The sequence below is a fragment of the Micromonospora sp. NPDC048830 genome (assembly GCF_043198215.1).
In the GTDB taxonomy this organism is placed as follows: domain Bacteria; phylum Actinomycetota; class Actinomycetes; order Mycobacteriales; family Micromonosporaceae; genus Micromonospora.
Map to the genome: position 1 here is coordinate 58,717 of NZ_JBICUP010000016.1, position 17,605 is coordinate 76,321.

At 76.5% G+C, this 17,605-nt stretch carries 12 protein-coding genes and 1 pseudogene; 8 read left to right on the forward strand and 5 right to left on the reverse strand.

Features of this window, described 5'->3' with window-relative positions:
• Positions 1-788: pseudogene (locus ACGFIZ_RS16115) on the reverse strand (hypothetical protein); the annotation flags it as partial.
• A gap of 216 nt (positions 789-1,004) precedes the next feature.
• Here ACGFIZ_RS16115 and ACGFIZ_RS16120 point away from each other — a divergent pair.
• Positions 1,005-3,962: a WG repeat-containing protein gene (locus tag ACGFIZ_RS16120; RefSeq protein WP_393419882.1), complete on the forward strand. Its 2,958-nt coding sequence runs from the start codon at positions 1,005-1,007 to the stop codon at positions 3,960-3,962.
• 101 nt (positions 3,963-4,063) lie between these two features.
• Positions 4,064-5,062, forward strand: coding sequence for an aldo/keto reductase family protein (locus ACGFIZ_RS16125; protein WP_393419884.1), 999 nt, complete (start codon positions 4,064-4,066; stop codon positions 5,060-5,062).
• Positions 5,063-5,134: 72 nt separating this feature from the next.
• Here the strand turns inward: ACGFIZ_RS16125 and ACGFIZ_RS16130 are convergent, their stop codons facing one another.
• Together ACGFIZ_RS16130 and ACGFIZ_RS16135 are read right to left on the reverse strand one after the other, a co-directional pair.
• On the reverse strand, positions 5,135-5,935 hold the full coding sequence (locus tag ACGFIZ_RS16130) for a site-2 protease family protein (protein ID WP_347666154.1): 801 nt from the start codon (positions 5,933-5,935) through the stop codon (positions 5,135-5,137).
• Positions 5,935-6,135 carry a hypothetical protein gene (locus ACGFIZ_RS16135; RefSeq protein WP_347666153.1) on the reverse strand — a complete coding sequence of 67 codons (201 nt, stop codon included), beginning with the start codon at positions 6,133-6,135 and terminating at the stop codon, positions 5,935-5,937. Before ACGFIZ_RS16135 ends, ACGFIZ_RS16130 begins: the two co-directional genes overlap by 1 nt.
• A 136-nt stretch (positions 6,136-6,271) precedes the next feature.
• Here ACGFIZ_RS16135 and ACGFIZ_RS16140 point away from each other — a divergent pair, with 136 nt between their 5' ends.
• The 4 genes from ACGFIZ_RS16140 to ACGFIZ_RS16155 all read left to right on the forward strand — a co-directional run bounded on the left by ACGFIZ_RS16140 (position 6,272) and on the right by ACGFIZ_RS16155 (position 12,587).
• Positions 6,272-8,182 (forward strand): serine/threonine-protein kinase, encoded by a 1,911-nt coding sequence (locus ACGFIZ_RS16140; protein WP_393419887.1) that lies wholly within the window; start codon positions 6,272-6,274, stop codon positions 8,180-8,182.
• 86 nt (positions 8,183-8,268) lie between these two features.
• On the forward strand, positions 8,269-10,440 hold the full coding sequence (locus ACGFIZ_RS16145) for a bifunctional adenosylcobinamide kinase/adenosylcobinamide-phosphate guanylyltransferase (RefSeq protein ID WP_393419889.1): 2,172 nt from the start codon (positions 8,269-8,271) through the stop codon (positions 10,438-10,440).
• On the forward strand, positions 10,430-11,203 hold the full coding sequence (cobS, locus tag ACGFIZ_RS16150; protein WP_393419891.1) for an adenosylcobinamide-GDP ribazoletransferase: 774 nt from the start codon (positions 10,430-10,432) through the stop codon (positions 11,201-11,203). Before ACGFIZ_RS16145 ends, cobS begins: the two co-directional genes overlap by 11 nt.
• 97 nt (positions 11,204-11,300) lie before the next feature.
• Positions 11,301-12,587, forward strand: coding sequence for a DUF2314 domain-containing protein (locus ACGFIZ_RS16155; protein WP_393419893.1), 1,287 nt, complete (start codon positions 11,301-11,303; stop codon positions 12,585-12,587).
• Between the two features lie 151 nt (positions 12,588-12,738).
• On the opposite strand, the gene gcvT is transcribed toward ACGFIZ_RS16155, so the two are convergent.
• A complete protein-coding gene (gene gcvT / locus ACGFIZ_RS16160) occupies positions 12,739-13,869 on the reverse strand; it encodes a glycine cleavage system aminomethyltransferase GcvT (protein WP_393419895.1) in 1,131 nt (376 codons plus the stop codon).
• Between the two features lie 162 nt (positions 13,870-14,031).
• Here gcvT and ACGFIZ_RS16165 point away from each other — a divergent pair, with 162 nt between their 5' ends.
• Positions 14,032-15,603, forward strand: a complete 1,572-nt coding sequence (locus ACGFIZ_RS16165) for a leucyl aminopeptidase (protein WP_393419897.1) — start codon at positions 14,032-14,034, stop codon at positions 15,601-15,603.
• Between the two features lie 74 nt (positions 15,604-15,677).
• Here ACGFIZ_RS16165 and ACGFIZ_RS16170 read toward each other — a convergent pair whose 3' ends face one another.
• Positions 15,678-16,013: a hypothetical protein gene (locus ACGFIZ_RS16170; protein ID WP_393419899.1), complete on the reverse strand. Its 336-nt coding sequence runs from the start codon at positions 16,011-16,013 to the stop codon at positions 15,678-15,680.
• A 177-nt stretch (positions 16,014-16,190) separates the two neighbouring features.
• Here ACGFIZ_RS16170 and lpdA point away from each other — a divergent pair, with 177 nt between their 5' ends.
• The gene (gene lpdA, locus ACGFIZ_RS16175; protein ID WP_393419901.1) at positions 16,191-17,582 is read left to right on the forward strand and encodes a dihydrolipoyl dehydrogenase; all 1,392 of its coding nucleotides are present in this window, start codon (positions 16,191-16,193) and stop codon (positions 17,580-17,582) included.
• Positions 17,583-17,605 lie beyond the last annotated feature (23 nt).

Below are 17,605 nucleotides of genomic sequence, written 5' to 3' on the forward strand. Positions count from 1 at the left end.
GCCGGCCGCCGCTGGACCGGGATGGCCGGCCGCCGCTGGACCGGGATGGCCGGCCGCCGCTGGACCGGGATGGCCGGCCGCCGCTGGACCGGGATGGCCGGCCGCCGCTGGACCGGGATGCTCGGGCGGACCGGGATGGCCGGCCTCCGCTGGACCGGGATGCTCGGCGCGCTCCGGACCGAGAAGGGCGGCTCGCGTCGGGCCGCGATGTCCGGCCGCCGCTGGACCGCGAAGGCCGGCCCATGCCGGAGCGGGACAGCCGACCCGGATCCGACCGGCCCGTGCCACCGGGCGCCGGTTCGGGCCAGCCGGTGGAGCGGCCGGTCCGCCACCACGACCAGGCGGGCGTCGGCCGGCCCGGGGTCGACACGCCACGGCGGCCCGCCGAGCGGGACGGACAGCCGTACCGGGGAGCCCCGCGGGGCGACGCCGCGCACCCGGAGACGTACCGCGACCCGGCGGCCCGGCACGCACCCGCGCACCGCGACGGCCTGCCCTGGCCGGAGCCCGGTCCCATCCAGCCGCAGGGCCGGGGATCCGCCCGTCCCGCCACCGACCTGTACGACCACCGCCCGCCCGTCGACCGAGCCGCCCCGCCGGCCCACGAAGACCAGCGCACGGCTGCGTATCCCCCGGTGGAGCCGCGCCGTCCCCGCCCCGAGGAGCAGCCGCCTGCCCGTCGACCGGTCGAGGAGCCCGTACGCGGGCACCAGCCGGTCGAGGGCCCCGGTGGTGGACAGCCGCTGACGGAGGACCCCGACGGTGCACCGCGGTCGGGGCACGAGCACCACGCCGCTCCCCCACCGGTCCGCCCGGACGAGTCGCGGCGCCCGCCGGTCGGCCCGGCCGCCGACGCTCCCCGCCAGGCGCGGCCGGCGGCCCCGGCGCCCAACGCGCCCGCTCCGGACGGACCGGTCTCGGGAGCGCCCGTCTCGGGGATGCCTGTCTCGGGGGCGCCCGTCTCCGGCGCGCCCGCTCCCGGGACTCCCGTCTCGGGAGTGCCCGTGTCGGCAGTGCCCGTCTCCGGACCGCCCGGTTTCCACCCGCCGGTGCCGGCACCGCCCGTCTCCGGACCGCCGGTCTCCGCACCGCCCGTCTCCGCGCCACCTGTGGAGCCGGTCTCCGCGCCACCTGTGGAGCCGGTGTCGGCGCCGCCGGCGGCGCGACTGCGGCTGGAGTTCCTGCCGGCTCCCGCCGCGGCCGAGAGCCGGCCCGCACCCGAGCGGCGCGACGAACCGCCGGTCGCGGACACGGGGCTGGTCCGTCCGGACGCGACGCTCCCCGGACTCGCGCCGACGTCGCCCAGCCACCCGAGCCCCGACGACTGCGTCGCGCCGATGGCGGACCTCCCGCCGTCGCCGGACGGCACGTCGGTCGCCGGTCTGCCCGGCGACGTACCGGCCGAACCGCCGCTGCCCGCTCCGGACCCGGCGCCCGCGACAGGGCCGGCGGCCGGCGAGGCCGAGGCCGGCAGCCGGGAGGACTACCCGGCCGGCAGCGGCTCGGGCATCGACCCTGCCTCGCCAGCCCCTGCCGGCTCCACCACCGCCCCCATCGCCGAGGCGCCGTCGCCCGGACAGGTCGGGGACCCGGTGGCGCCGCGGCAGGAGGCCACCCCCACGGCGGGCGAGGACGGCGCCGACCGGCCGCACGATCAACTGTCGTCGAGCGAGACGTCCGACGGCGTGTCGTCGCCCACAGCAGCAGACGATCACGTGGGAGCCCCACGCGGCGCCGACGAGGGGCTCACCAACCGTCCCGCTCCGGACGACGCCGAGGACGCCCACACGACCTCGACGTCCGGCGAGGCTCCCGAGCGGACCGGCCGGCGGGACGACGACGGCCTTCCGGGCGTCGCGACCCCGGTCGTACGGGAGGGGAGCCACGCGCCGCAGGAGCCTGTCGCCGTCGCGGCTTCGCCGACGTCCCCCTCGGCCGAGGCAGGCCCGTCGCACGCGCCAACCGCACCTCCGACCCCGGCCCAGCCCGACGTGACCACTCCGCCGGCCGACGTGTTCCCGACCCCGGTCCGGCCCGACGAGCAGCCGGCCCGGGTCGACCAGTCGGCCCCGACGGCTGCGCCGACCATGGACAACTCGGCTGCCTGGTTCCGGCCGAGCCGTCCGGTGCCGCCGGTCGCCGACCCGGCCGCCGGACGGCCCTCGCACGACGAGGACGGCCACCCGGCCCCCGCGGCCGAGCCCGTCGCGGGGACGTCGACGGCAGCCGCCCCCGCCACTCCTTCGGCGGCCGGCGGTGGGCCGTCCCGCCCGACGAGCACACCCCCGGCGCACCCGGTCTCCGCGCCGCCCACACACCCCGCCTCCGCGCCACCCACACACCCGGTCTCCGCGCCGCCCACACACCCCGCCTCGGCGCCACCCGCACACCCGGTCTCCGCGCCGCCCACACACCCCGCCTCGGCGCCACCCGCACACCCGGTCTCCGCACCCCCGGCACACCCCGTCTCGGCGCCACCGGCACACCCCGCCTCGGCGCCACCCGCACACCCGGTCTCCGCACCCCCGGCACACCCCGTCTCCGCACCGCCCGCGCACCCCGTCTCGGGGGTACCCGCCAACCCGGTCTCCGCGCCGCCCGGTCGGCCGGTGTGGCCCGCCGGGCCGGCGGCACGGCCGGGGCAGGACCGGCCGATGGACCCGGAGCAGGCGCTCGCCGCGTTGCAGTGGCGGCTGCACCCGGAGACCCTGCGCGAGGAGACCGACGACCCGGAGAAGCTGCGTACGGTCCGGGACGGGCTGACGGCGAAGCTCGAAAAGGCGTTGGACAACCGGTCGCGGGCCCGGTTGCTGAGCCTCCGGGCGGTCGCGTCCCGCATCCTCGGCGACCTGGACGAGGCGCTCGACGACGCCCGGCTCGCCCTGACGTACGCCGAGGCCACCGGCGAGTTGCGGCGGACCGCGCTGGCCCGGGCGCGGCTGGCCCAGGTGCTGCGCTGGCGGGGCGAGTTCGCCGAGGCCGACCGGCTGTTCGCCGAGGCGAACTCCACCGAGCTGCCCGACCGGCTGCGGGCGGCCCTGCACGAGCACGCGGGCCGGTGCTGCTACGACCAGGGCCGGCTGATCGAGGCGTGTCACCACTTCGAGCGGGCGTTGGATCTGCGCCGGGCCGACGATCCGGAGCTGACCGCGCGGACCCGCGTCGCACTGGACGCGGTCGCCGAGCGGGCCGGCCGGGACGGCTTCGGCCCGTACCCGCGCAGCGGGGACGAGATCGTGCGCGCGGAGCGGCCTCCGGTGCCCACGTTCGACCAGGACCAGCAGCGGTGGGGGTACGCCGACGCCGACGGCAACCTGGTGCTCGGCACCGAGTACGTCGAGGTGCAGCCGTTCCGGGAGGGCGTGGCCTGGGTACGCCGGCCGGAGGCAGCCCGCTGGGCGTTGGTCGACGAGTCCGGTCGCACGCTCATTGAGGCCAACAACGGCTACCGGGTGGTCGGTTCGTTCTCCGACGGCCTGGCCTGGGTCTCGGTGGACGGCGCCGGCAACTGGATGGCGATCGACCCGTCCAACATCGTGGTGATCCCGCCCGGCTTCGACGACGTGCGCCCCTTCCGGGGCGGGCTCGCGGCGGTACGCGTGGGCGACCGCTGGGGCGCGGTGGACCGGACGGGCTCCCTGGTGCTTCCCACCCGGTACCACGGCATCACCACGGCCCTGGCCGACGGCCGCTACATCGACGGCTTCACGCAGGAGGGGCTGGCCGTGGTCGAGCTGAACGGCCGGCGCGGGGTGGTGGACCGCACGGGGCGGGTGATCGTGGCGCCCGCGCATCCGGCGCTGGTCGTCCACCCGGTCGCGTTCCTGGTCGGTGACGGGGCGGGCCGCTGGGGGGCGCTGGACCGGCGGGGTGAGCCGCTGATCGACCGCGTGCACCCGAGCCGGGACCGGGTGGTCGAGGAGATCGACAAGCTGCTCGCCGACGCCACCCCGTTGCTGTGAGCCGCGCGGTCCCCGGTCAGCCGTCCGCCGACGCGGTGAGCAAGGCCCGCCGCGCGGCTCGTCGCTGTGTGACCATGATCGGGCGGGACTAGGGTCGGAGCATGGAATTCCGACACCTAGGCCGCTCCGGCCTGATGGTCAGCGAGATCTCGTACGGCAACTGGATCACCCACGGCTCGCAGGTCGAGGAGGACGCCGCCCTCGCCTGCGTCCGGGCCGCCCTGGACAACGGCATCACCACGTTCGACACCGCCGACGTGTACGCCGGCACCAAGGCCGAGGAGGTGCTCGGCCGGGCGCTCAAGGGCGAGCGCCGCGAGGGGCTGGAGATCTTCACCAAGGTCTACTGGGCTACCGGCCCGGGCCGCAACGACCGTGGCCTGTCCCGCAAGCACATCATGGAGTCGATCAACGGCTCGCTGCGCCGGCTGCAGACCGACTACGTGGACCTCTACCAGGCCCACCGGTACGACGTCAGCACCCCGCTGGAGGAGACGATGGAGGCGTTCGCCGACGTCGTGCACTCCGGCAAGGCGCACTACATCGGCGTGTCGGAGTGGACGGCCGCGCAGATCCGCGAGGCCCACGCGCTCGCCCGGGAGCTGCGCATCCCGCTGGTCTCGAACCAGCCGCAGTACTCGATGCTGTGGCGGGTCATCGAGGCCGAGGTGATCCCCACCAGCGAGGAGCTGGGCGTCGGGCAGATCGTCTGGTCGCCGATGGCGCAGGGCGTGCTCTCCGGCAAGTACCTGCCGGGCCAGCCGCCGCCCGCCGGCTCCCGCGCCACCGACGAGAAGTCGGGGTCGATGTTCATCTCCCGCTTCCTCACCGACGAGGTGCTGACCCGGGTGCAGCAGCTCAAGCCCCTGGCCGAGCAGGCCGGGCTGACCATGCCGCAGCTCGCCGTCGCCTGGGTGCTGCAGAACCCGAACGTCTCCTCGGCGATCATCGGCGCGTCCCGCCCCGAGCAGGTGCACGACAACGTCAAGGCCGCCGGCGTGAAGCTGGACGCCGGCCTGCTCAAGGCGATCGACGCCGTCGTGGACCCGATCACCGAGCGCGACCCGGCGCAGACCAGGTCCCCCGCCCAGCGCCCGTGACCCCGCCCGGGTCCGGCCGGCGCGCCCGCGTCGGCCGGGCCCGGGACATCATGATCGCGTCCGGCCCCGGCGTCAGCCCTGCCAGAAGCGGATCAGGTCGAGGCCGTAGCCGTAGAGCCGCGGGGGCAGGCCGAGCACGTCCGCCACGGCGAAGACGCCGTCGAAGAACCAGCCGCCGATGCGCGGGTTCCACAGCAGCGCGAACAGCAGGAGGAACCCGTACGGGGCGAACAGGTCGTACATCCGCCGCCACTGCGGGTTCAGCCACGGCTGGATCATGTTGCCGCCGTCCAGCCCGGGCACCGGCAGCAGGTTGAGCACGCTGGCGGTGAGCTGGAGGAACGCCAGCAGCGCCACGCCCGCCCAGAACTCCACCGGCCCGTTGCCGCCGAACCCGAGCCGCAGGACGGCCACCAGCAGCAGGGTGAACAGCACGTTGGTCGCCGGCCCGGCGAGGCTCACCAGCGTGTGCCGCGCCCGGCCCGGGATGGCGTGCCGGTCCACCCAGACCGCGCCGCCGGGCAGCCCGATCCCGCCGAGCAGCACCACCACCACGGGCAGCACGATCGACAGCAGCGGGTGGGTGTACGTGAACGGGTTGAGTCGCAGGTAGCCCCGGTGGGCCACGCCGCGGTCGCCGGCCCGGTACGCGACCAGCGCGTGGGCGTACTCGTGCAGGCAGAGCGAGACCAGCCAGCCCGAGACGACGAAGAGGAACACGTCGAACCGGACGTTGCCGATCCCGTTCCAGGTCAGCACGGCGCTGGTCACCAGCAGGGCGACCAGCGCGACGAAGACCGGGCTGGGCCGGAACGCGTCCCGGGGCACCCCGAGCACCAGCGGCCCGCCCGCGCCCGGCCGGTCGCCGGTCATCACTCGGCCGGGGGCTGCAGGCTCATCCGGTACTCCACGCGGTCGTCCTCGACGAGCGTGACCGTGGTGACGCCGGACGCCGCGAGTTGCCGCCAGGTCTGGCCGATCCACGACTCGGCGTCCGCCTGGCTGCCGAACGTCTCCGCCGGCCCCTCGGCCGACGCGCCGTCCGCGCCCTCGTACCGCCAGCTCCACGCCATGCCGCGTCTCCCCTCGCCGCTGAGTTCCCTGGGACGAACCCCCGCAAGCGTAGTCGCCCCCGTACCGGACGGCCCCGGCGCTCCTCCGCCCGCCACTGGCGACCGGGTGGATCACCAGGGCCGGTACGGTGGCGCGGTGCTGACTCAAGGAGTGCTGCTCGGCGGCCGTTACCTGCTGACCGAGCGCGTCGCGACCGGCGGCATGGGCGCCGTCTGGCGGTGCACCGACACCCTGCTGGACCGGGTGGTGGCCGTGAAGGTGCTGCTGCCCTCCCTGGTCGCCGATCCGGAGTTCACCACGCGGTTCCACGCCGAGGCCCGGATGATGGCCGCCCTGCGCCACCCCGGCATCGTCGCCGTGCACGACTTCGGGCAGTCCGCCCTCGACGACGGCAGCCAGGTGAGCTACCTGGTGATGGAGTACGTCGACGGCGAGCCCCTGGCGACCTGGGTGCGCCGGGCGGGGCGGCTGGACCCGGCGTCCACGATGTCGGTGGTGGCCCAGGCGGCGGCGGCGCTGCAGGCGGCGCACACGGCGGGAATCGTGCACCGCGACGTCAAGCCGGGCAACCTGATGGTGCAGCGGGACGGCACGGTGGTGCTGGTCGACTTCGGCATCGCCCGGTCCCGCGGCACGGCCGGCATGACCGCCGCGCACACGCTGCTCGGCACCGCCTGGTACATGTCGCCGGAACAGGCCACGGGCCAGCCCGTGTCGGGGGCCACCGACGTCTACGCCCTCGGCGCGGTGGCCTACTACTGTCTCGCCGGCCGGCCCCCGTTCGACGGGGACAACCCGTTGCAGGTGGCCATGCGGCACGCCCAGGACGAGCCGCCGCCGCTGCCGCCGGGCACCCCGCCGGCGGTGGTCGAGCTGATCGCCCGGGCGATGGCGAAGGGCCCCGCCGACCGGTACGGCAGCGCGGCGGAGCTGGCCGACGCGGCTCTGGCGGCGCGGGACGCCACGATGGCCACCTTCCCGGTCTCGGCCCGCCCGCCGTGGGCCGTGCCCGGTCCCGCCCTGAGCGCCCCACCCGCCGCGGCCGGCCCGGCCACGCCGCCCAGCAGCACCGCCGGCCCGGCCACGCCGCCCAGCGCCCCGGCCCCGCCGCCCAGCAGCACCGCCGGCCCGGCCACGCCGCCCAGCGCCCCGGTCACGCCGCCCAGCACCCCGGCCGCACCTCCTCAGGCCCGGGTCGCTCCGCCCGGGCCGGCCAGCCCACCGGCGGTCCCGCCCGCGCCGACCGGGACGTCCGCGCCGTACCCGGCGGTCTTCCCGGCGGTGCCGGGCCCGCCGGGGTGGCCCACGGGCGGGGGCCTGCCGGCGACCCTGGAGAACCCGACCGGCGGGTCCCGGCGGCGTCGGCGTCTCGCGCTGGCCGGCGTCGCGGGCGCGGTGGCCGCCGTGCTGGTCGCCGGCGTCGCCGTGACGGCGCTGTGGTCGGGCGCGGGGCAGGACCCGCGGGACCAGCAGGCCGCGCTGGCCGACGGCTCGGCACCGGCCGTGGCCGGGTCCACCGACGCCGGCAGGATCCGCTCGGCCCGGCCCGGCCCCACCGGCGCCACCGCCGCGGCCACGCCGTCCGGCTCCGCCCGCCCCGGCGCCACCGCCCGGCCGACCCGCCCCGCCGACGACCCGGCCGCGCCCTCCGGCGCCGCGAGCGCCAGCCCCCGGCCGGGTACGACCACCACCGCCCCGCAGAAGCCGAACCCGTACACGGCGGGGCAGGTCTGCGGCAGCGGGTACGCCGTGATCGACTCGGCGACGCTGACCGGCTCCGACGGCGTCCGGCGCGGCCGGGTGTTCCTGCTGTACAAGGCCGCGACGGGGGACAACTGCGTGGTGACGCTCAAGGACACCGGGGTGGGCGTGCGGTCGACCGCGTCCGCGTACCTGGAGGTGCAGGGGAAGACCCGGGTCACCGACAGCGGCTCCTTCGCGTACTACGCCGGGCCGGTGCGGGCGCGCGCCGCCGGAACGTGCGTCAGGTGGGGCGGCTCCGTGGGCGGGGTCGGCTACGGCAGCCCGTACGAACACTGCGGCTGAGCCCGCCGGCGGGGACGACACCGGGGCCGCCGGCCGGCGTACGGGCCGGCGGGCGACGCGGCCCGCGGCGGCCGTAAGGTACGGGCATGTCCGTTGACGGGTGGCACACGCTCCTGGTGCTCGGCGGTATCCGCTCGGGCAAGTCCGAGTTCGCGGAGGCCCTGGTCGTCGACGCGCCCACCGTCCGCTACGTGGCGACGGCGGCGACCGGCGACCCGGCGGACGCGGAGTGGGCCGCCCGCCTGGCGGCGCACCGCGGCCGGCGGCCGGTGGGCTGGACCACCGAGGAGACGGCCGAGGACCCGCGCCGGCTGGCCGACGTCATCGCCTCCGCCGCCCCGGACGAGACGCTGCTCGTCGACGACCTCGGCGGCTGGGTGACCGTCCTGCTCGACCCGGCCCACCAGCCGGCCGACGACACGGCCACCATCGCGGAGCTGGCCGCGGCGGTCCGCGGCTGCCCGGCGCGGCTCGTGCTGGTCAGCCCCGAGGTGGGGCTGTCGCTGGTGCCGACCACGCCGCTGGGCCGCGCGTTCGCCGACGCCCTCGGCTCGGCCAACCGGGCGGTCGCCGACGCGTGCGACGCGGTGGTCCTCGTGGTCGCCGGCCAGGCGTGCTGGCTGAAGCCGACCGCGCTCGCCGGCGCCGCCGTCCCGGCGCAGCCCGCCAGGGCCGCCACGCCGGAGCGGGCCGCCGCCGGAGCTGCGGAGGCGGAGGGGGTCTCCGCCGACGCGGCAGCGGTCGCCGCCGCGCGCGCCCCGGGCTGGGAGGCCGCCCTGCCGGACGTGCTGACCCCGGCCGTCGCCCCGGCCCCGGCCCCCTCGGCAGAGCCTGCGGGCGCCCCGTGGGCCGCGCCGACGATGGCGCTGCCGATGGTCACCACCGGCCTGGTCATCCAGCCCGGCATGGAACTGCCCATGCCGGACGAGTACACGGGCCCGCAGGCCGTGGAGCGGCTCGCCACCCTCGACCTGCCGCCCGGCGCCGGACTGGGGGTGCTGGAGCGGGTGGTGAGCTTCGCCGCCGCCACCCAGGGCACCCCGACTCCCGCGCCCTGGGACGCCGTACGGGTGCTGCTGCTGCACGGCGACCACGCCGGCGGGGCGGCGGCCGGCGCCTCCCCCGCCGAGTCGGCCCGCCGGGCCGCGCAGGCGCGCGCCGGCGAGGGCGCCCTGGCCCGGCTGGCCGCGGAGAACGGCGCCAGCCTCCAGGTGGCGGAGGTGCCGGCCGCCGCGCCGATGGAGGGCATGCCCGCGCTGGACCTGGAGACCGTCGACAAGGTGCTGCGGTACGGCTGGCGGCTGGCGGAGGAGGCCGCCGACGCGGGCGTACGGCTGCTGGTGCTGGGGGCGTGCGGGGCCGGCACCGAGGCGGCGGCGGCCGCCGTGCTCGCGGCGACCGCCGGGGCGGAGCCGCCGGCCGTGCTCGGCCGGGTCGTGACGGAGCACGGCCAGATCGACGACGCGGCCTGGATGCGGCGCTGCGCCGCCGTCCGGGACGCGGTGCACCGCACCCGGCGCTCGCCCCGGGAGGCCCGGGACGTGCTGGCCGAGCTGGGCGGCGGGACCATCGCGGCGGCCACCGGCGTGCTGCTCGGCGCGACCGCCCGCCGGGTTCCGGTGCTGCTCGACGGCCCGGTCGGCATCGCCGCCGGCCTGGTCAGCCGGGACCTGGCCGGGCAGGCCCGGCACTGGTGCCTGCTCGCCGACGACGGCGGCCACCCGGCGGTCCGGCTCGGCGCCGACGTGCTGGGGCTGACCCCGCTGCTCGACCTGCGGCTCGACCTGGGCGAGGGCGCGAACGCCCTGGCCGCGCTGCCGCTGCTGCGCTCGGTGCTGGCGCTGGCCGCCGCGCTGCCCGCCCGCCCGGTGACAGGCGAGGGCGTCCAGGGCGGCGAGGAGCTGGGCGACGGCGACGAGCCCGACTTCCGCGAGCCGGAGCCGGCGGGCCCCGGGCCGGCCACCACCGAGCCAGCCGGGCCGGACCGACCGGGCGAACCGGGCCGACCGGGCGAACCGGGCCGACCGGGCCAGCCGGCCGAGTCGGGCCAGCCGGGCCAGCCGGGCGAACCGGGCCAGCAGGGCCAGCCCGCGGAGTCGAGCCAGCCCGCCGAGCCGGGCCAACCGGCCAGCACGGAGCCGGACGAGGCCGCCACGGCGGGGGCGGACGAGGCCGCCACGGCGGGGGCGGACGAGGCCGCCACGGCGGGGGCGGACGAGGCCGCCACGGCGGACCCGGCCGGGCGGCGTGCCGGCTGAGCGACGCCTCGGCGACGGGCTGCGGCTGGCGCTCACCACGTTCAGCACGCTGCCGGTGCGCGCGGGCCGGGTGGACCGGGCCGCGGCGGGCGCGGCGATGGCGCTGGCCCCGGCCATCGGGGCGCTGCTCGGCGCGGCGCTCGCCGGGGCGCTGCTGGCCCTGTCGGCCGTCGCCGCGCCGCTGGTCGCGGCCGGGGTGACGGTCGGCGTCGGTGCCCTGCTCACCCGGGGGCTGCACCTGGACGGGCTGGCCGACACCGTCGACGCGCTCGGCTCGTACCGGCGGGGGGCGGCGGCGCTGGAAATCATGAAGAAGCCGGACGTGGGCCCCTTCGGGGTGGCCGCGCTGGTGGTCGTACTGCTGGTGCAGGCCGCCGCGCTCGCGGAGCTGGCGGCCCGGCCGTGGCCGGCGACGCTCGCGGCCGTGGTGGCGGCCACCGCGGCCGGCCGGCTCGGGGTGACCGTGGCCTGCCGGCGGGGCGTGCCCGCCGCCCGCCCGGACGGGCTCGGCGCGCTGGTGGCCGGCACCGTCGGGCCGGTGGCGGTGGGCCTCGGCACGGCCGCCGTCGCGCTCGTCGCCGTGGCCGCGGTGCCGGGTCGCCCGTGGCAGGGGCCGGCCGCCGTGCTCGCCGCCCTCGCCGTCGCGGTGCTGCTGCTGCGGCACGTGGTACGCCGCCTCGGCGGGGTCACCGGCGACGTGCTGGGCGCCGCCGTGGAGGTGGTCACCACGCTGGTCTACCTGGGTCTGGTGGCGACCCGCTGATCCGCCGGCCCGGGGCGGGTAGCGTTTCGGGCGACAGGGCCGAATTGCGGGGGCGCGGGACGGGCGGCGGCGCCGGCGCGGGGAGACGAGGAGGGCCATGCTCATCACGGACGACTTCCTGCCGGTCCCCGTCCCGGAGTCGCTCAGCGCGACGTACCTGGTGCCGATGCGGGGGCTGCCGAGGGTCGGGCCGAAGGCCGCCGTGCGGGGGCTGGCCGGCCGGCTCGCCGAGCCGGTGCACGGGCTGGCGACGCAGATGCTGGACAGCCCGCTGATGAATGTGGACACCCGGTCGATCGGCGAGTTCCCCGAGCTGCCGCCGGACCTGCTGGCCGCGTTCGGGGCCAGCGAGTCGCAGCTCGACCGGCTCGCCGCGGCCACCCACCTCGTCGTCGTGCAGGCGGAGTACCGGCCGGGCTGGCCGCCGGCGCACGAGTGGGCGGCGCGGGCGGTGGCCGCCGCGGTCGCGGAGAGCTCCGGCGGGGACGTGGTGGACGTCTTCGGCCTGCAGTTCCTCGACCCGGCGGCGGCGCTGCGGTCGCTGCCCGACGCGCAGGGCCGGGTCCGACTGGTCGACTGGGTGCTGGTGCCATACTCCTCCGACAGCGACGGGCTGTGGTTCACCACGAAGGGGCTGCGTCGGTTCGGGCTGCTGGAGTTGCAGACGCAGGGGGTGCCCGACCATCTCACCCGGGCCTGGGGCGCGGTGATGACCGGTGCCGCCCGGCGGCTGCTGCGGGAGTGGACCGACGGCCTCGCCGGCGAGGAGGTGCCCGCGTTCGTGCAGCTGCCGGTGCTCGCCACGGTCACCGGGCACGACATCGCGGTGGCGTACGGGAACCCGGAGCAGCACGGGGCGACCGCGCCGGTGCTGCTGCGGCTGGAGCTGGACCCGGCCACCGACCCGGAGGCGGACTCGTTCCTGAGCCTGCGCCCGCCGCCCGGGCACCCGGGGCCGGCCGGCCGGTACTTCGCCGCGGCCTGCGCCACCCTGTTCGCCGGCATCCAGCCGGACGTCCGCTACGCCCGCACCGGGGACGCGATGAGCAGGGCGATCGCCACGGCCCGGGCGAGCCTGGCCGACGTCCGGGCCCGGTTCGTGGCCGGGGCGCTGCCGCCGGAGTCGCAGCTCGTCGTCAAGTACGGCCTGCCCGGCGACGACGGCCCCGAGTACGTCTGGGCCGGGGTGACCTCGTGGGACTCCCCGGAGCGGATCACGGGCGCGAGCGCCAGCGACGCCGCCGGCGACCCGAGCGTCCGGATCGGCTCACCGGTGGTGGTCGAGGCGGCCGACGTCGTCGACTGGGCCGTGCTCGACCGCACGGGCGTGATCGAGGGCGGCTGGACCCAGGCGGTCCTGGACGCCGGCGAACCCCCCACCTGACGACCCCGTCGCCCTTCCGCGCACCCGCCCGGCAGCCCGCCCGCCGCCCTCGGTGATCAAGAGATTTGCGTCAACGGGAGCGCCGATCCTGACGCAATCTTCTTGATCACCGGGGCGGGGCAGGGGCCCGGCGTCGGGGCGAGCCGGGCGGCTACCTCACCGAGGGCTGCACGAACGGGGGGCGGGTGAGGCGCATCTGGGCGCGGCGGCCGCGGATGTCGACCTCGACCGTGGCGCCGTCGGCCAGGTCCGCCGCGGTGTCCACGAGGGCCAGCGCGATGCCCAGCTTGCGAGTCGGCGAGAAGGTGCCGCTGGTGACGGCGCCGACGGCCTGCTCGCCCGCGTACACCGTCATGCCGGGGCGCGGGATCGCCCGGTCGACCGCCTCCAGGCCGCGCAGCGTACGCCGGGGGCCGGCCGCCTTCTCGGCGAGCAGCGCGTCGCGGCCCCAGAACGCCGGCTTGCCCCAGCCGACCGCCCACCCCGCGCGGGCCTGCACCGGGGTGATCTCCGGCGACAGGTCCTGCCCGTGCAGCGGGTACCCCATCTCGGTGCGCAGCGTGTCCCGCGCGCCCAGCCCGCACGCCCGCAGCTCGAACCGCTCGCCGCCGGAGAACAGCGCGTCCCAGACGGCGACGGCGTGCTCGGCCGGCACCACCAGCTCGTAGCCCAGCTCGCCCGTGTAGCCGGTACGGCAGACGGTCAGGTCGGCGCCGGCCAGGGTGGCGGGCCGGAAACTCATGTAGTCGTGGTCGGTGGGCAGGCCCAGCGCGTCGAGCAGCTCCGCCGAGCGCGGCCCCTGCACGGCCAGGACCGCGTACGCCTCGTGCTCGTCGGTGACGACCACGTGCTCCGGCGCGGCGGCGCGCAGCCGGCGTACCACCTCGGCGGTGTTCGCGGCGTTCGGGATGAGGAAGACGTGGTCGGAGGCGTACAGGTAGGCGATGATGTCGTCCACCACGCCGCCGGTCGCGTCGTCGCAGCACAGCGTGTACTGCGCCCCGCCCGGGGCGATCCGGCCGAGGTCGTTGGTCAGGCACGCGTTGACGAAGTCCGCCGCGCCCGGCCCGGTCACCCGCGACTTGCCCAGGTGCGACACGTCGAACACGCCGACCCCGGCGCGAACCGCCGTGTGTTCCTTGAGCACCCCACCCCCGGCGTACTCCAGCGGCATCTCCCAACCGCCGAACGGGGCGAACTTGGCGCCGAGGGCGGCGTGCCGCTCGTGCAGCGGGGAACGGCGCAGTCGGATCGCGGCGGCGCCGGAGGTCACGTCGGTCATGGGTGGCAACTTACCGGCCCTTGAACGGCTGGTTAGCATCGGCGGGACCCTGCCGGCGGCGTTCGGCGGGACAGCCAATCGTCCGGCGGGTAGGTTGCCGCCGGAGACCTTCATCGCCGGTACGCGACGACGCGCCGGCCCGGCCCGCCCGGAGTTGCCTCAGTGACATCGCCCAGCATCACCCTCAGTCTGGTCGACACCGACCCCGCCGAACTCGCCGTCGACGCGATCGTGATCGGCCTCTACAGCCAGAGCGGGGAGCAGGCCGCCGACGCCGGTCCCGCCGGCGCGCTGCTGCTGGCCAGCGGCGCCGAGAGCATCGCCGCCGCCTTCGACGGCAAGCTCACCGAGACGCTGGCGCTGCTCGGCGCGGCCGGCGCCCCGGGTGAGGTCGTCAAGCTGGCCACCCTGGGCACGGTCACCGCCCCGGTCGTCGTCGCGGTCGGGCTCGGCGGCGAGCCGACCGGCGCCGCCCCCGCGCCGGAGACCCTGCGCCGGGCGGCCGGCTCGGCCGTCCGGGCGCTGGCCGGGGCGCGTCGGGTGGCGCTGGCCCTGCCGCTGCCCGACGACGCCGACGCGGCCGCGGCGCTGCGGGCGGTCGCCGAGGGCGCGCTGCTGGGCGGATACCGCTTCGCCGGGTACAAGACGCGGCCGCAGCCGGCCCGGCGGGAGCCGGTGGCCGAGGTGCTGGTGGCCGTCCCCGACGCGGGCGACGCGAACGCCCAGGCCGAGGTGGCCCGCGCGCAGGCGGTGACGAGCGCTGTCCGGCTCACCCGGGACTGGGTGAACACCGCCCCGAACCTGCTGCGCCCGCCGGTGTTCGCCGACGCGGTGGCCGAGGCCGCCCGCGAGGCGGGGTTGGGCGTCGAGGTGCTGGACGAGGCGGCCCTGGCGGCCGGCGGCTACGGCGGCATCCTCGCCGTCGGCCAGGGCTCGGAGGCCCCGCCGCGCCTGGTGAAGCTGACCTACACCCCGGACGGCGGGGGCAACGGCAAGCGGGTCGCGCTGGTCGGCAAGGGCATCACCTTCGACACGGGCGGCGTCTCGATCAAGCCGGCGCAGGGCATGTGGGAGATGAAGTCCGACATGGGCGGCGCGGCGGCCGTCGGCGCCGCCATGCTGGCGATCGCCGCGCTCAAGCCGTCGGTCGCGGTGACCGCGTACCTGCCGATGGCCGAGAACATGCCGTCCGGGACCAGCTACCGGCCGGGCGATGTCGTCACCATGTACAACGGCAAGCGGGTCGAGGTGCTCAACACCGACGCCGAGGGCCGGATGATCCTCGCCGACGGGATCGCCCGAGCCTGCGAGGACGGCGCGGACTACCTGTTCGAGACCTCCACGCTGACCGGTGGGCAGGTCATCTCGCTGGGCAAGCGGATCGCCGGCGTGATGGGCACCCCGCAGCTGTGCGAGCGGGTGAAGGCCGCCGGCGAGGCCACCGGCGAGCCGGCCTGGCCGATGCCGCTGCCGGACGACGTACGCAAGGGCATGGACTCCGACGTCGCCGACATCTCGCAGACCAACGCCGGCATGGACCGGGCGGGTCACATGCTCCAGGGCGGGGTGTTCCTGCGCGAGTTCGTCACCGACGAGGTGGCCTGGGCGCACATCGACATCGCCGGCCCCAGCTACCACTCGGGCGAGGCGACCGGCTACTGGACCAAGGGCGGCACGGGCGTCCCGGTCCGCACCCTGGTCCACCTGGTGGAGGACGTCGCCGCCAACGGCTGAGCGGCAAGGAGGGCCCCCGGTCAGCGCTTTCGGCATGGCAGGAGGCCCTCCTTGCCGGCGGGCGGCGAGCGGATTCAGTACAGCTCGGGCCGGCGCTTGCGGCGTTCGTTGTAGTCGCGCATGCGCTGCGGGTACCCCATCAGGCGGACGTCGTAGACCGGGATGGCCATCCGGTGCGCGAAGCGGCGGGCGCCCTCCGGGCCGTCGATGCGGCGGCGGGTCCACTCCCCGTCGTCGGCGATCAGGATGACCGTGGTCTCGGTGACCGTCGTCCGCGGCTCGATGTACGCCTCGACACCCCGCCGGGTCCGGACGAAGTTCTCGAGGTGGTCGAGGTCGGCGCGGTCGACCGGCCGGTCACCACCCCCCGCCGGGCGCGCCTGCTTGCGTCGTCGTCGGAACAGCGCCACCGACCCGTCCCCCCATGTCCTGTCATCGAAAAGCATGGCAAGCGTACGTGTCCAAGACGTGTCGTTGGGCACCTCAGTACGCGTCCGGCGCGGGGTGGTGACAAGATGACCGAGGTGGGGGCTGTCCCTGACACCCCGCCGTGACCCCCGAGCAGTGACGCGACCTGGGAGTTGGACGTGAGCGAGCCGAACGACGCAACCTTCGACATCGTCATTCTCGGAGGTGGTAGCGGCGGCTACGCGACCGCGCTGCGTGCCGCCCAGCTGGGCCTGTCGGTCGCGCTGATCGAGAAGGGCAAGCTCGGCGGGACCTGCCTGCACAACGGCTGCATCCCCACCAAGGCGCTGCTGCACGCCGCCGAGATCGCCGACCAGACCCGCGAGTCGGAGCAGTTCGGCGTCAAGGCCGAGCTGGTCGGCATCGACATGGCCGCGGTCAACTCGTACAAGGACGGGGTGATCTCCCGCCTCTACAAGGGCCTGCAGGGCCTGGTGGGCGGTTCCAAGAACATCACGTTCGTGGCGGGCGCCGGCAGGCTGGTCGCCCCGAACGCCGTCGAGGTCGACGGCAGGCGCTACACCGGCCGCAACGTCGTGCTGGCCTCCGGCTCGTACGCGAAGAGCCTGCCCGGCCTGGAGGTCGACGGCGAGCGGGTCATCACCAGCGACCACGCGCTGACGCTGGACCGGGTTCCCTCCTCCGCGATCGTGCTCGGCGGCGGCGTGATCGGCGTCGAGTTCGCCAGCGTGTGGAAGTCCTTCGGCGTCGACGTGACCATCATCGAGGCGCTGCCCCGCCTGGTGGCCGCCGAGGACGAGGAGTCGTCGAAGGCGCTGGAGCGGGCGTTCCGCAAGCGGAAGATCAACTTCAAGGTCGGCAAGCCGTTCGAGAAGGTCGAGAAGACCGACAACGGCGTGCGGGTGACCATCGCCGGCGGCGAGACCGTCGAGGCCGAGCTGCTGCTGGTCGCCGTCGGCCGCGGCCCGAACACGGCCAACCTCGGGTACGAGGAGCAGGGCGTGAAGATGGACCGCGGCTACGTGCTGACCGACGAGCGGCTGCGCACCAGCGTGCCGAACGTCTACGCCGTCGGCGACATCGTGCCCGGCCTCCAACTCGCCCACCGCGGCTTCCAGCAGGGCATCTTCGTCGCCGAGGAGATCGCCGGCAACAACCCGGCCGTGATCGACGAGGTTGGCATCCCGCGGGTCACCTACTGCGAGCCGGAGCTGGCGTCGGTCGGCCTCACCGAGGCGAAGGCCAAGGAGCAGTACGGTGCCGACAAGGTCAAGAGCTACAACTACAACCTGGGCGGCAACGGCAAGAGCCAGATCCTGAGGACGACCGGCTTCGTGAAGCTGGTCCGGGTGGAGGACGGCCCGGTCGTCGGCGTGCACATGGTCGGTGCCCGGGTGGGTGAGCTGATCGGCGAGGCGCAGCTCATCTACAACTGGGAGGCGTACCCGGCCGAGGTGGCGCAGCTCGTGCACGCCCACCCGACGCAGAACGAGGCCCTGGGCGAGGCGCACCTGGCCCTCGCCGGCAAGCCGCTGCACGCGCACGCCTGATCGAGAACTGATACCCGCGGCGT